This window comes from Streptomyces sp. NPDC015139, assembly GCF_043079785.1.
Taxonomy (GTDB): Bacteria; Actinomycetota; Actinomycetes; order Streptomycetales; family Streptomycetaceae; genus Streptomyces; species Streptomyces albidocamelliae.
In genome coordinates, this window is sequence record NZ_JBIBUW010000015.1 from 74,329 (window position 1) to 87,251 (window position 12,923).

Annotated in this window: 14 protein-coding genes and 1 tRNA gene; 8 read left to right on the plus strand and 7 right to left on the minus strand. The window is 72.4% G+C overall.

Annotated elements, in window-relative coordinates; all coding sequences use genetic code 11:
• Window positions 1-57 precede the first annotated feature (57 nt).
• Window positions 58-1,872 (plus strand): tetratricopeptide repeat protein, encoded by a 1,815-nt coding sequence (locus ACF08B_RS32260; RefSeq protein WP_392320625.1) that lies wholly within the window; start codon window positions 58-60, stop codon window positions 1,870-1,872.
• A 90-nt stretch (window positions 1,873-1,962) separates the two neighbouring features.
• A tRNA-Met gene (locus ACF08B_RS32265) sits at window positions 1,963-2,036 on the plus strand.
• A gap of 157 nt (window positions 2,037-2,193) precedes the next feature.
• On the opposite strand, the gene ACF08B_RS32270 is transcribed toward ACF08B_RS32265, so the two are convergent.
• Window positions 2,194-2,610, minus strand: a complete 417-nt coding sequence (locus tag ACF08B_RS32270) for a Fur family transcriptional regulator (RefSeq protein WP_093474863.1) — start codon at window positions 2,608-2,610, stop codon at window positions 2,194-2,196.
• Window positions 2,611-2,755: 145 nt separating this feature from the next.
• On the opposite strand from ACF08B_RS32270, the gene ACF08B_RS32275 reads away from it, so the two are divergent.
• Complete coding sequence (locus ACF08B_RS32275) at window positions 2,756-4,210, plus strand: catalase (RefSeq protein WP_392320626.1); 1,455 nt, start codon at window positions 2,756-2,758, stop codon at window positions 4,208-4,210.
• Between the two features lie 98 nt (window positions 4,211-4,308).
• Here ACF08B_RS32275 and ACF08B_RS32280 read toward each other — a convergent pair whose 3' ends face one another.
• Complete coding sequence (locus ACF08B_RS32280) at window positions 4,309-4,704, minus strand: cyclic nucleotide-binding/CBS domain-containing protein (protein WP_392320627.1); 396 nt, start codon at window positions 4,702-4,704, stop codon at window positions 4,309-4,311.
• Window positions 4,705-4,850: 146 nt separating this feature from the next.
• Window positions 4,851-5,651 (minus strand): histidinol-phosphatase, encoded by an 801-nt coding sequence (gene hisN / locus ACF08B_RS32285; protein ID WP_392320628.1) that lies wholly within the window; start codon window positions 5,649-5,651, stop codon window positions 4,851-4,853.
• Window positions 5,652-5,822: 171 nt separating this feature from the next.
• On the opposite strand from hisN, the gene ACF08B_RS32290 reads away from it, so the two are divergent.
• Window positions 5,823-6,428, plus strand: coding sequence for a TetR/AcrR family transcriptional regulator (locus ACF08B_RS32290; RefSeq protein WP_392320629.1), 606 nt, complete (start codon window positions 5,823-5,825; stop codon window positions 6,426-6,428).
• Window positions 6,429-6,503: 75 nt separating this feature from the next.
• Here ACF08B_RS32290 and ACF08B_RS32295 read toward each other — a convergent pair whose 3' ends face one another.
• The 4 genes from ACF08B_RS32295 to ACF08B_RS32310 all read right to left on the minus strand — a co-directional run bounded on the left by ACF08B_RS32295 (window position 6,504) and on the right by ACF08B_RS32310 (window position 10,011).
• Window positions 6,504-6,827 carry a multidrug efflux SMR transporter gene (locus tag ACF08B_RS32295; RefSeq protein ID WP_073889359.1) on the minus strand — a complete coding sequence of 108 codons (324 nt, stop codon included), beginning with the start codon at window positions 6,825-6,827 and terminating at the stop codon, window positions 6,504-6,506.
• 84 nt (window positions 6,828-6,911) lie between these two features.
• Entirely contained in the window at window positions 6,912-7,922 is a 1,011-nt protein-coding gene (gene rsgA / locus ACF08B_RS32300) for a ribosome small subunit-dependent GTPase A (RefSeq protein ID WP_392320630.1), read from the minus strand.
• Between the two features lie 9 nt (window positions 7,923-7,931).
• A complete protein-coding gene (aroA, locus tag ACF08B_RS32305; protein WP_392320631.1) occupies window positions 7,932-9,260 on the minus strand; it encodes a 3-phosphoshikimate 1-carboxyvinyltransferase in 1,329 nt (442 codons plus the stop codon).
• A gap of 28 nt (window positions 9,261-9,288) precedes the next feature.
• Window positions 9,289-10,011: a M50 family metallopeptidase gene (locus ACF08B_RS32310; protein ID WP_073889364.1), complete on the minus strand. Its 723-nt coding sequence runs from the start codon at window positions 10,009-10,011 to the stop codon at window positions 9,289-9,291.
• 102 nt (window positions 10,012-10,113) lie between these two features.
• On the opposite strand from ACF08B_RS32310, the gene ACF08B_RS32315 reads away from it, so the two are divergent.
• The 4 genes from ACF08B_RS32315 to rsrA all read left to right on the plus strand — a co-directional run bounded on the left by ACF08B_RS32315 (window position 10,114) and on the right by rsrA (window position 12,829).
• Complete coding sequence (locus ACF08B_RS32315) at window positions 10,114-10,929, plus strand: SOS response-associated peptidase (protein WP_093474852.1); 816 nt, start codon at window positions 10,114-10,116, stop codon at window positions 10,927-10,929.
• Window positions 10,930-10,948: 19 nt separating this feature from the next.
• On the plus strand, window positions 10,949-11,578 hold the full coding sequence (locus tag ACF08B_RS32320; RefSeq protein WP_392320673.1) for an alpha/beta family hydrolase: 630 nt from the start codon (window positions 10,949-10,951) through the stop codon (window positions 11,576-11,578).
• Window positions 11,579-11,834: 256 nt separating this feature from the next.
• Window positions 11,835-12,530 carry an RNA polymerase sigma factor SigR gene (gene sigR / locus ACF08B_RS32325; RefSeq protein WP_198960315.1) on the plus strand — a complete coding sequence of 232 codons (696 nt, stop codon included), beginning with the start codon at window positions 11,835-11,837 and terminating at the stop codon, window positions 12,528-12,530.
• Entirely contained in the window at window positions 12,527-12,829 is a 303-nt protein-coding gene (rsrA, locus tag ACF08B_RS32330; RefSeq protein WP_073889370.1) for a mycothiol system anti-sigma-R factor, read from the plus strand. Before sigR ends, rsrA begins: the two co-directional genes overlap by 4 nt.
• Window positions 12,830-12,923: the final 94 nt, after the last annotated feature.

Genomic DNA, 12,923 nt, shown 5'->3' on the forward strand with positions numbered 1-12,923 from the left:
AAGTGACCTCACGGGCTGCGGTATACCGGGTGTACCCAGGTTGCAGGTGGTGCGACGATGGACGTTATGGGGGACAAGGCAACTCTGTTCGAGTCAGGGCGATTTGTGCAGCCTTCCGAGGAGCCGACCCGCGACGACTTGAGCGACACGGGGGATGCCGGAGAAGAAGTACGGCTCGCTCTCGCGGCGCAGAGCGGCGACGCCGAGGCGGCGAGCGTGCTCGGCGCCATGCTCCTGCGCCGGGGCGACCTCGACGGAGCCGAACCCCAGCTGCGGGCCGCCACCGCGGCGGGTGACCGGGCCGCCGCCAACAACCTCGGCGTCCTCCTGCACCAGCGCGGCTACGCCGACGAGGCCGCCGGCTGGTGGCGGATCGCCGCCGTCGCCGGTTCCGCCGCCGCGGCGCACGCCCTGGGCCGCCACCACCGCGAGCGCGGCGACGAGCCGGCCGCCGAGTACTGGCTGCGCCAGTCCGCCGAGCAGGGCCACGCCCTCGGCGCCTACGCGCTCGCCGATCTGCTGGAGCACCGCGGGGACGTGGGCGCCGGGCACTGGATGCGGGCCGCGGCCGAGCGCGGGCACCGCGAGGCCGCCTACCGGCTGGCGCGCGCGATCGACCGGAAGGCGGGGCACGAGGACGAGGCCGGGACTGACAACGCTGTCGCCCTCGCGGAGACCGAGGGGTGGTACCGGCAGGCTGCCGCGCGCGGCCACCGGCGGGCCGCCCTGCACCTCGGCGCGATCCTGGAGAAGCGCGGGGAGCTGAAGGAGGCCGGCCGCTGGTACCTGACGTCCGCCAAGGACGGTGAGCCGCGGGCCGCCTGCGCGCTCGGCTTCCTGCTGCGCGACGCCGGGGACACCGAGAACGCGGCCGTGTGGTGGCTGCGCGCGGCCCAGGACGGCGACGGCAACGCGGCCAACGCGCTCGGCGCGCTGCACGCCGAGCGCGGTGAGACGCAGACCGCCGAGCGCTGGTACCGGGCCGCCCTGGACGCCGGCGACGACAACGGCGCCTACAACCTCGGGCTGCTCTGCGCGGAGCAGGGGCGGACCGCGCAGGCCGAGCGGTGGTACCGGCGGGCGGCGTACGCGGGGCACCGGGAGGCGGCGAACGCGCTGGCCATCCTGCTGCTCCAGGGCGGCGACACGACCGGGGCGGAGCCGTGGTTCTCCAAGGCCGCCGAGGCCGGCAGTGTGGACGCGGCGTTCAACCTCGGAATCCTGTACACGGGGCGCGGCGCCGAGGAGATGGCCCTGCGCTGGTACGAGCGGGCGGCGGCGGCCGGGCACACCGAGGCCGCGCTGCAGGTCGGGATCGCCCGGCAGCGCGAGGGCGACGAGCCCGCGGCCGAGCGGCACCTGCGCTGCGCCGCGGGCGGCGGGAGCGCGGAGGCGGCCTACCGGCTGGCCACCCTGCTCGACGCGCGCCGGCCGCCGGAGCCCGCGCACGAGCTCGGGGAGGTCGTGCACGAGAAGACCGAGTGCGAGGAGTGGTACGAGCGTGCCGCGTCCCAGGGGCACCGGCGGGCGCAGGTGCGGGTCGGCATGCTGGCCGCCGCCCGCGGCGACGTGGTGGAGGCGGCGCGGTGGTACCGGGAGGCCGCGGAGGCCGGCTCGCGCAACGGCGCGTTCAACCTGGGGCTGCTGCTGGCCCGTGAGGGGAGCGAGCCGGAGGCCGCCGTGTGGTGGACCCGCGCCGCCGACGCCGGGCACGGACGGGCGGCGCTGCGGCTGGCCCTGGTCTACGCGCGTCGTGGCGAGCTGGCGGAGGGCCAGCGGTGGGCCGACCGGGCGGTGGCGCTGGGGCCGGCGGAGGTGTCCGAGCGTGCGGGCCGGCTCCGGGACGCGCTGCGGGAGGAGCTGTCGGCGTGAGCCGCCGAGGTCTCCTGAGTGATCCGGGACACCTCGCGCCCCACGGATTTGCTTCCGCGCTCTCCCCTCACGTAATGTCGTGTTCACCGACGCGGGGTGGAGCAGCTCGGTAGCTCGCTGGGCTCATAACCCAGAGGTCGCAGGTTCAAATCCTGTCCCCGCTACTAAGGGCCGAGGGCCGGAATCCAGAAATGGATTCCGGCCCTCAGTCGTTTCCGCGAACCTCATGGACCCCCGGTGCCCGCGCGACGCGACGCCCGGGTGCCCGGAACGCAGAAGGAGGGGGCTCTCGCCCCCTCCTCGTCGTCCTTCGCGCTCTGTCTACGCGCTCGCGCAGTTCGGGCACAGCCCGCGGTACGTCACCTCTACGTCCGACACCGTGAAGCCGAAGCGCTCGGAGTCGGGGAGGTCGGCGAGCGGGTTGCCCGTCGGGTGGACGTCACGGATCGAGCCGCACCGGGCGCAGACCAGGTGGTGGTGGGGCCGGTGCGCGTTCGGGTCGTACCGCTTCGCGCGCCTGTCGGTCGAGACCTCGAGCACCTCGCCGAGGGTGACCAGCTCGCCCAGCGTGTTGTAGACGGTGGCCCGGGAGATCTCGGGGAGCTTCGCGACAGCCCGCGCGTGGACCTCGTCGGCGGTCAGATGCACGTGCTCGCCGTCGAGAACCTCGGCCACGACGCGCCGCTGCGCGGTCATCCGCCATCCGCGTCCACGCAGCCGTTCCAGAAGGTCGCTCATGGCCACCAGCCTAACAGCAGGGCAGACCAGGTTGGGAACTGGTGTGAGATTGGATCGACATTTGACTTAGACAAAGTCCATTGTAGGATCGGCAGCGGCTTTGGCCATGGGACAGGATTGGTCGGGAATGACGCAGGAGGCGCACGTGACGCAGGGACCGCTCACCACGGAGGCCGGTGCTCCGGTCGCCGACAACCAGAACAGCGAGACGGCAGGCGTCGGCGGCCCGGTGCTCGTCCAGGACCAGCTGCTCCTGGAGAAGCTGGCCCACTTCAACCGCGAGCGCATCCCGGAGCGCGTGGTGCACGCCCGCGGTGCCGGCGCCTACGGCACGTTCACGGTGACCGCCGACGTCACGCCGTACACGCGCGCCGCGTTCCTCTCCGGGGTCGGCAAGGAGACCGAGGTCTTCCTGCGCTTCTCGACGGTGGCCGGCAATCTGGGCGCGGCGGACGCCGTCCGGGACCCGCGCGGCTTCTCGCTGAAGTTCTACACCGAGGAGGGCAACTACGACCTCGTCGGCAACAACACCCCGGTCTTCTTCATCCGGGACGCGATCAAGTTCCCGGACTTCATCCACACCCAGAAGCGCGACCCGTACACCGGCAGCACGGAAGCCGACAACGTGTGGGACTTCTGGTCGCTGTCGCCGGAGTCGACGCACCAGGTGACCTGGCTCTTCGGCGACCGCGGCATCCCGGCCTCGTACCGGCACATGGACGGTTTCGGCTCGCACACCTTCCAGTGGAACAACGCGTTTGGTGAGGCCTTCTGGGTCAAGTACCACTTCAAGACCGACCAGGGGATCAGGAACCTCACCGCCGCGGAGGCGGAGGTCCTCGCGGGCAAGGACCCCGACTCGCACCAGCGTGACCTGCGGGAGGCGATCGAGCGCGGCGAGTTCCCGAGCTGGACCGTGGGTGTGCAGATCATGCCGGCGGCGGACGCGGCGACGTACCGCTTCAACCCGTTCGACCTCACCAAGGTGTGGCCGCACGCGGACTACCCGGTCGTCGAGATCGGCAGGCTGGAGCTGAACCGCAACCCGCGGAACGTCTTCGCCGAGGTCGAGCAGTCGGTCTTCAGCCCCGCGCACTTCGTTCCGGGCATCGGGCCCTCGCCCGACAAGATGCTCCAGGGCCGGCTCTTCGCCTACGGCGACGCGCACCGCTACCGCGTCGGCATCAACGCCGACCATCTGCCGGTCAACCGTCCGCACGCCACCGAGGCGCGCACCAACTCCCGGGACGGCCTCCTCTACGACGGGCGCCACGGCGGTGCGAAGAACTACGAGCCGAACAGCTTCGGCGGGCCGCGGCAGACCGGCCGTCCGCTGTGGCAGTCGTTCGACGGCTTCTCGGGCGGCACCGGTGACCACCCGACGCCGGCGCACGCCGAGGACGACGACTTCGTGCAGGCGGGCAACCTCTACCGGCTGATGTCGGACGAGGAGCGCGAGCGGCTGATCGCCAACCTCGCCGGTGCGATCTGCCAGGTCTCGCGCGAGGACATCGCCGAGCGTGCGATCGGCAACTTCGCGGCCGCCGACGCCGACTTCGGCAAGCTGCTGGAGGCGGCGGTGCGGGCGCTGCGCGCCTGAGCGGGCGGCACCGGCTCCCCGGTGCCCCGAGATCCTGGGGGAGTGCCCCAGGGCGGGCCGGACCCCACGGTGCTCGGGGTCCGGCCCGTTCCGCGTGCTCAGAGCGCGGGAGCGGGCTCGCTGGCCGGGACCCAGCAGCGGATGATGTCGCGGACCGAGACGATGCCGGCCACCTCGCCGCGATCGAGGACGACCAGGTGCCGGAAGCCGCCGTGGGCCATGGCCCGTGCGGCTTCCTCCAGCGTCCAGGCCGGGGAGGCGAAGACGACGTCGGTGGTGGTGTGGGCGTGGGCGTGTTCGGCGTCCGGGTCCTGGCCGAGGCCGACGGAGTTGAGGATGTCGCGTTCGGTGAGGATGCCGATGCCGCCGGCGTCCGGGTCGAGGACCACGGCGGCGCCGACGCGGCGGGCGGACATCAGGGCCGCTGCCTGGCGGAGGGTGTGGGCGGGGCCGACGGTGAGGATCACCGTGCTCATGGCGTCACGGACGAGCATGGATGGGGCCACCTCCTAGGAATCCGCGCGTGTGCGGGGATTCACAAGTTCACAAGTGGGGGTGACCTCAGAGTGACAGGTAAAGGGAGAGTCAACAAGAGGGCGCGCGAAGTCAGTTGAGGGCGTGCGTGGGATCCGGCCGTGGCTCAGCGACGCCCGCCGAGATACCCCAGCATCTCGTCGTGCAGCAGACCGTTGGACGCGGCGGCGTTGCCGCTGTGCGGGCCCGGCCGGCCGTCGAGGCCGGTGAAGGAGCCGCCCGCCTCGGTGACGACGATCGCGGTGGCCGCCATGTCCCACAGCGACAGCTCGGGCTCGGCACAGATGTCCACCGATCCCTCGGCGACCATCATGTACGGCCAGAAGTCGCCGTACGCGCGGGTGCGCCACACCTGGCGGGTCAGGTCCAGGAAGCCGTCCAGGCGGCCCTGCTCCTCCCAGCCGGAGAGGGAGGAGTACGCGAAGGACGCGTCCGCGAGCCCGTTGACGCCGGAGACGTGCATGCGGGTCGCCGAGGTCAGGCTGCGGCCGGTGAAGGCGCCGTGCCCCTTCGCGGCCCACCAGCGGCGGCCGAGCGCGGGCGCGGAGACGAGGCCGACGACGGGCTGGTAGCCGCCCTCCGCCGCCTCCATCAGCGCGATGAGGGTGGCCCACACCGGGACGCCCCGCACGTAGTTCTTGGTGCCGTCGATCGGGTCGATCACCCAGCGGCGTGGACCGCTGCCCTCGAGTCCGTACTCCTCGCCGAGGATCGCGTCCCGCGGGCGGGCGCGCTGGAGCTGGCCGCGGATGAGTTCTTCCGCCGCCTTGTCCGCCTCGCTCACCGGGGTCATGTCCGGCTTCGTCTCCACCTTCAGGTCGAGCGCCTTGAAGCGGTCCATGGTGGTGGCGTCGGCGGCGTCCGCGAGGACGTGGGCGAGGCGCAGGTCGTCGAGGTAGTCCGGCATGTGATGAACCGTATCGGCCCGCACGCCCGCGGGGCCACGCGGGGCGGGACGGCCGGCGCCGGCCCGGGCGGGGGCGGCCGAAGCCCGACCCCGTACCCCCGCGAACTCTTGACAGTGCATACAAGCGCGTCAAATCTGGGCGCAAAGCTGCTCCGCCCCAGGGAGGCGAGGATGCCTGCTGCCCGGGAATCGCTACTGGACGCCGCCTATACGGCCCTCGCGCGCCGGCCGTGGTCCGCGGTGCGGATGGTCGACGTGGCCGCGGCGGCCGGGGTGTCCCGGCAGACCCTCTACAACGAGTTCGGCAGCAAGGACGGGCTGGCCCGGGCCCTCGTGCGCCGCGAGGCCGACGGCTACCTCGCCGGGGTGGAACGGGCGCTCGGCGGCTCGGCCGGCCCCCGGGAGCGGCTCACCGCGACCGCCGAGTGGACGGCCGCCGCCGGCCGGGACAACGCGCTGGTCCGGGCCATGCTGACCGGCTCCTGGCACGAGCGGCTGCCGGCCCCGCCGCTGGCCGCCGTACCGTCCTCCACCGCCGTGCCCGCGCAGCGCCGGGCCGACGGGCCGCTGCCGACGCCCCGCGACTTCGTGCGCGCCGTCAGGGACCGTGCCGTGACCGCGCTCGGTGAACCCGGTGCCGCCCCCGCCGACACCGCCGAACTGGCCCGCTCCTGCGAACTGGTGGTGCGCCTCGCCCTGTCCTGCCTGGCGGCGCCACCGGACGAGGGCGGTATGGCGGAGCTGGTGCGTGCCGTGTTCCCCCGCCACGTCGCGTGAGGGCGGTCCGGCCGGGCGCCCGCGCGCACGCCGGCCGTACGGCGACGGGCCGGCCGGACCACCCCTACGAGTGAATCAGTGGGCCGAGCCCGAGAGCTGGAGACCGATCACCCCGACGATCACGAAGCTGATCGAGACGATCTTCAGGGTCGACACCAGGTCACCGAGGAAGACCATGCCGTAGATCGCGGTACCCGCGGCCCCGATCCCCGTCCACACGGCGTAGGCCGGGCCGACGTCGAGCTTCTTCAGCGAGAGGGTCAGCAGACCGAAGCTGCCGAGCGCGAACGAGGCGAAGGCGATCGTCGGCCACAGCCGGGTGAACCCGTGCGAGAGCTTGAGGCACACGGCGAAACCGGTCTCGAGAATCCCGGCCACTATGACCAGCAGCCACGCCATGTGCTGTCCTCCCGTTGGTCCGGATCTCCGGCTCGGTGCGATTATGCACTTGCCGGACTCCGGCCCGGGCAAACAACGCGATGGTCAGTCGCCCTCCCGGCGCTCCCGCGTGGCCAGCAGCCGGCGCAGGGAGTACAGCCGCGCGGGGTCCGCGTGCCCCTCCTCGACCCAGGCGTCCAGCGCGCAGTCCGGCTCGTCGTGGGAGCACGCGCGCGGACAGCCCTCCGTGCCCGGTTCGAGGTCGGGGAAGGCGTGGATCACCCGCGACGGGTCGATGTGCGCGAGCCCGAAGGAGCGGACGCCGGGGGTGTCGACCACCCAGCCGTCCACGTCGTCGAGCGGCAGTGCGAGAGCCGAGGTCGTGGTGTGCCGGCCGCGGCCCGTCACCGCGTTCACATGTCCCGTGGTACGCCGGCGCTCCTCGGGCACGAGCGCGTTGACCAGGGTCGTCTTGCCGACGCCGGAGTGGCCCACGAAGGCTGTGATCCGGCCGTCCAGGAGCTCGCGCACCCGGCCCGCCGCATCGCCGTTCTCCAGCTCGTCGCGGCTGGTGACGACGTACGGGATGTCGAGGTCGCCGTACAGCTCCAGCAGCTTGTCCGGTGGGGCCAGGTCCGACTTGGTCATGACCAGCAGCGGTTCCAGGCCGCCGTCGTAGGCCGCGACCAGGCAGCGGTCGATCAGCCGCGGGCGGGGCTCGGGGTCGGCGAGCGCGGTGACGATCGCCAGCTGGTCGGCGTTGGCGACGACCACCCGCTCGAAGGGATCGTCGTCGTCGGCCGTGCGCCGCAGCAGCGAGGCGCGCTCCGCGATGCGCACGATCCGCGCGAGCGTGTCCTTCTTGCCGGACAGGTCGCCCACCAGGGCCACCCGGTCGCCGACCACGGCCGCCTTGCGGCCCAGCTCACGCGCCTTCATCGCCATCACGATCCGGTCCTCGACCAGGCAGGTCAGCCGCCCCCGGTCGACGGTGAGGACCATGCCCTCGGCCGCGTCCTCGTGCTTGGGCCGGATGTTCGTCCGCGGCCGGTTGCCCTTGCGGTTGGGACGGCTGCGGATGTCGTCCTCGTCGGTGTGCTTGCCGTAGCGGCGCATGGCGTGTCCCTACTGCCCGAGCATCCCGGCCCACAGCTCGGGGAAGTCCGGCAGCGTCTTGGCCGTGGTCGCCACGTTCTCGATCCGCACACCCTCGACGGCCAGGCCGATGATCGCACCGGCGGTGGCCATGCGGTGGTCCTCGTAGGTGTGGAAGGTCCCCCCGTGCAGAGTGCGCGGGCGGATGTGCAGGCCGTCGGCCGTCTCCGTGACGTCGCCGCCGAGTTCGTTGATCTCCTTGGTGAGCGCGGCCAGCCGGTCCGTCTCGTGCAGCCGCAGGTGGGCCACGCCCCGCAGGGTGGAGGGCGAGTCGGCGAGCGCGGCGACCGCCGCGATGCCCGGGGTCAGCTCGCCGACGTCGCTCAGGTCGACATCGATGCCGTGAACAGCACCCGAACCGGTGAACGCGAGCCCGTACTCGGTCAGTTCGCAGGAGCCGCCCATCTCGGTGAAGATCTCCCGCAGCCGGTCACCCGGCTGGGTGGTACGCGCCGGCCAGTCCGGGATCAGCACCTTGCCGCCCGTGATCAGGGCCGCGGCGAGGAACGGCTGCGCGTTGGACAGGTCCGGCTCGATCGTCAGGTCCCGGCCGAGCAGGGCGCCCGGCGTCACCCGCCACACGTTGGGCTCGCCGCCCGACTCCGGGGTGTCCACCTGGGCGCCGACCGCGCGCAGCATGTCCACCGTCATCCGGATGTGCGGCATGGACGGCAGCGCGGTGCCGGTGTGCCGGACCTCGACGCCCTGGTTGAAGCGCGGTCCGGACAGCAGCAGTGCCGAGACGAACTGGGAGGACGAGGAGGCGTCGATCGACACCGGCCCGCCGTCCAGGGCCCCGCCGCCGTGCACGGTCAGCGGCAGCGCGCCCCGGCCGTCGTCGTCGATCCGGGCACCGAGATGACGCAGCGCGTCGATCACCCCGTGCAGGGGACGCTCGTACGACCGCGGGTCGCCGTCGAAGCGGATCGGTCCGTCGGCCAGCGCGGCCACCGGGGGAAGGAAGCGCATCACCGTGCCGGCGTTGCCGACGTCGACGGTGGCCGGGCCCCGCAGGCCCGTGGGCAGCACCCGCCAGGCTTCGCCGGCGCCGCCGCCCGAGGAGCTGGAGGACACCGTCTCCTCGATCTCCACGCCCATCGCGCGCAGCGCCCCGGCCATCAGCAGGGTGTCGCGCGAGCGCAGCGGCCGCCGCAGCCAGCCGGGCTCGGAGGCCAGGGCGGCGAGGACGAGGGCGCGGTTGGTGACCGACTTGGACCCCGGCACGTGGACCGTGGCGTCGACGGCTCCGCTCGCGTGCGGGGCGGGCCAGAGTGCGGTGGATGCGGTGTTCGGGGCCATGGGGCCACTTTATAAGGAGGCTCCGGGGTCAACCTTCCAGCAGCCAGCGCCCGCCACCGATGAGCGAGCACAGGGACACCGCGTGGAACAGGAACAGCCACAGGCCCGCCGGCACGTGCGTCAGCCGGGACAGCTGGTCCGCGTCCGAGTCCCCGGCCCCTCCCCGGGACCGCTTGGCCTGGAGCTCGAACGGCGGCCGCACCCCGCCGAACAGCAGGAACCACACGACCGCGTACGCGAAGGCCGCCTGCACCTGCGGGCCCGTCAGCCAGGACACCAGCAGGAAGGCGCCGCCCGTGAGGACGACGGTCAGGACGCCGTACGCGTTGCGGATCATCACCAGCATCACCACCAGCAGGGCGGTCGCCGCCCACAGCAGCAGCGTGATGCGGCCGGCGGCCAGCAGGGCGGCGCCGCCCAGGCCCAGCAGCGAGGGCGCCGTGTAGCCGGCGGCGGCCGTCAGGATCATGCCCAGGCCGTACGGCTTGCCGCGGCTGACCGTGAGCCCGCTGGTGTCGGAGTGCAGGCGGATGCCGGTGAGCTGCCGGCCGGTGAGCAGGGCGACCAGACCGTGGCCGCCCTCGTGGGCGATGGTGATCGCGTTGCGGGATATCCGCCACAGCGTGCCGGGGACGACCACGGCGAGCGCGGCGGCCAGCGTGGCCAGCACCACCCACAGGTCGGGGTCGGACTGGGTGCCGGTGAGCCGGTCCCAGACGTCGGGCAGCGCGGTCGCGGCGAGGCTGTCCATGGGGCGGCGTTGCTCCTGATCGTCGTCAACAGGTGTCGGCGCGGGGCGCCGTCGCTGCGGAACGGTGGTCGGTGGACGGGTGGGCCTGGCAGTGTGGCACGTATGTGCGGACGGTATGCATCGAGTCGTGGGCCCGAGGATCTCGCGGGAGTCTTCGAGATCGAGAAGTGGGAGCCGGAGGAGACCCTGGAACCGGACTACAACGTGGCGCCGACCAAGGAGGTCTACGCCGTCCTCGACCGTCCGGTGAAAGACGCGGATTCCCCCCGTCCGGTTCGCCAGCTGCGGAAGCTGAAGTGGGGCCTGGTGCCCTCCTGGGCCAAGACGCCCGAGGGCGGCGCCCGGATGATCAACGCCCGCGCGGAGACCGTGCACGAGAAGCCGTCCTACCGCCGGGCCTTCGCCACCCGCCGCTGCATCCTGCCCGCCGACGGCTACTTCGAGTGGGTCACCGGCAAGCAGGAGCGCGACCTGGAGGAGGAGGGCCGGAAGAAGCGCCCGCGCAAGCAGCCGTACTTCGTGCTGCCCGCCGACGGCTCGGTCTTCGCCATGGCCGGGCTGTACGAGTTCTGGCGCGACCGGACCCTGCCCGACGACCACCCGCGGGCCTGGTGGGTCACCTGCTCGGTGATCACCACGGAGGCGGAGCGGACCCCGCTGGCCGTCGCCCCCGCCGAGGGCCCGCGCTCCCTCACCGAGATCCACCCCCGGATGCCGCTGATGCTGACCCCGGACCGCTGGGACGCCTGGCTCGACCCCGCCCGCACCGACCCGGAGGAGCTGCGCGAGCTGCTGGCCCCGCCGCCGGCCGGGCTGATGCGCGCCTACCCGGTCTCCACGGCCGTCAGCAACGTCCGCAACAACGGCCCGGAGCTGCTGAAGGAGCTGGAGGCACCGGAGGAGGGCACACTCTTCTGATGTGACCACCGGGACCGAGATGACGACCCAGACCGTTGCCACCGAGGCCGGGGACGCCCGGATCACCTGGCACCGGGCGAAGAGGGCACGGCTGGTGCTGGCCGTGAGCCACGGGGCCGGCGGCGGCATCGAGGCGCGGGACCTGCGGGCACTCGCCCGGGAGCTGCCGGGGCACGGCGTGAGCGTGGCCCTGGTCGAGCAGCCCTGGCGGGTGGCCGGGAAGAAGCTCGCGCCCGCGCCGAAGACCCTGGACGCCGGCTGGCGCGGCCTCTGGCCCGCCCTCACGGAGCCCGGCCTGCCCGTGGTCTCGGGCGGGCGCAGCGCGGGCGCCCGGGTCGCCTGCCGCACCGCCGGCGAGCTCGGCGCGCACGCCGTGCTCGCGCTGAGCTTCCCGCTGCACCCGCCGGGCAGGCCGGAGAAGTCCCGCGCGGCGGAACTGCTGGGCGCGGGGGTGCCCACGCTGGTCGTCCAGGGCGGCAACGATCCGTTCGGAAGACCGGCGGAGTTCCCGCAGGGTGACTTCGCACTCGTCGAGGTACCGCACGGCGACCACGGGTTCGCGGTCCCCAAGCGCGCGGAGATCACCCAGGAACGCGCCCTGGAGATCGTCACGGAGAGTGTCGTGGAGTGGGCCGGGTCACTCGGGTGACCCCCGGGAATGCTGCGCGACGCATCGCTGTTGTGGCGGACAGAAGTGCTGAGGCCTCGGCACCGACGTCGTGGGAAAGGAAGTCCGCCGCATGGGTTCGACCATCTGCCCGAGCCGCAGCAGCCGTACTGACCTGGACTGGACGGTGCTGCACGCGGCCAAGGCCACCCCTATTCGAGGGGCGGCGGGCCCGGGTGGTGTTCTATCCTCCGAAACGAGTAGGACCGGTTTCGGTCCTGCCCGGGATCTTGAGGAGGTGGGTCCGGTCACCGGTACCGACGCAGGGACCGACAACGGTCAGGCGGAGCTGCCCGAGGGCCAGGGCGTGAGCGCGGAGGAGTCCTCCGAGTCCACCGCGGAGCGCAGTGCGCGCTTCGAGCGAGACGCGCTCGAATTCCTCGACCAGATGTACTCGGCCGCGCTGCGCATGACGCGCAATCCGGCCGACGCCGAGGACCTGGTGCAGGAGACGTACGCCAAGGCCTACGCGTCCTTCCACCAGTTCCGCGAGGGCACCAACCTCAAGGCGTGGCTGTACCGGATCCTCACCAACACGTTCATCAACTCCTACCGCAAGAAGCAGCGTGAGCCCCAGCGCTCCGCCGCGGAGGAGATCGAGGACTGGCAGCTCGCCCGTGCCGAGTCGCACATGTCGACCGGTCTGCGCTCCGCCGAGTCGCAGGCGCTCGACCACCTGCCCGACTCGGACGTGAAGGAAGCGCTGCAGGCGATCCCCGAGGAGTTCCGCATCGCCGTCTATCTCGCGGACGTCGAGGGGTTTGCCTACAAGGAGATCGCGGACATCATGGGGACACCCATCGGTACGGTGATGTCCCGGCTGCACCGGGGCCGCCGTCAGCTGCGCGGCATGCTGGAGGACTACGCCCGTGAGCGCGGGCTGGTGCCCGCCGGCGCCGGGGAGTCGAACGAAGCGAAAGGCTCGGGCTCATGAGCTGCGGAGAGCCGCACGAGACGGACTGCAGTGAGGTCCTGGACCATCTGTACGAGTTCCTCGACAGTGAGATGCCGGACGTCGACCGCGACAAGTTCCAGCACCACTTCGAGGAATGCTCGCCGTGCCTGGAGAAGTACGGCCTGGAGCAGGCCGTGAAGAAGCTCGTCAAGCGGTGCTGCGGCCATGACGACGTCCCCTCCGACCTGCGCGCCAAGGTCATGGGGCGGATCGACCTGATCCGCTCGGGCCAGACCGTGCCGGAGCACGACGTCACCGCCACCGCCCAGGAGAGCTGACCGCCGGGTCATCACCCGAACGTGCTAATCCTCAGGTCATAGGCCCTGCCTCCCTCCCCACCCGTCCTAGGCTCCGAGCCTGGACGGGCACGGT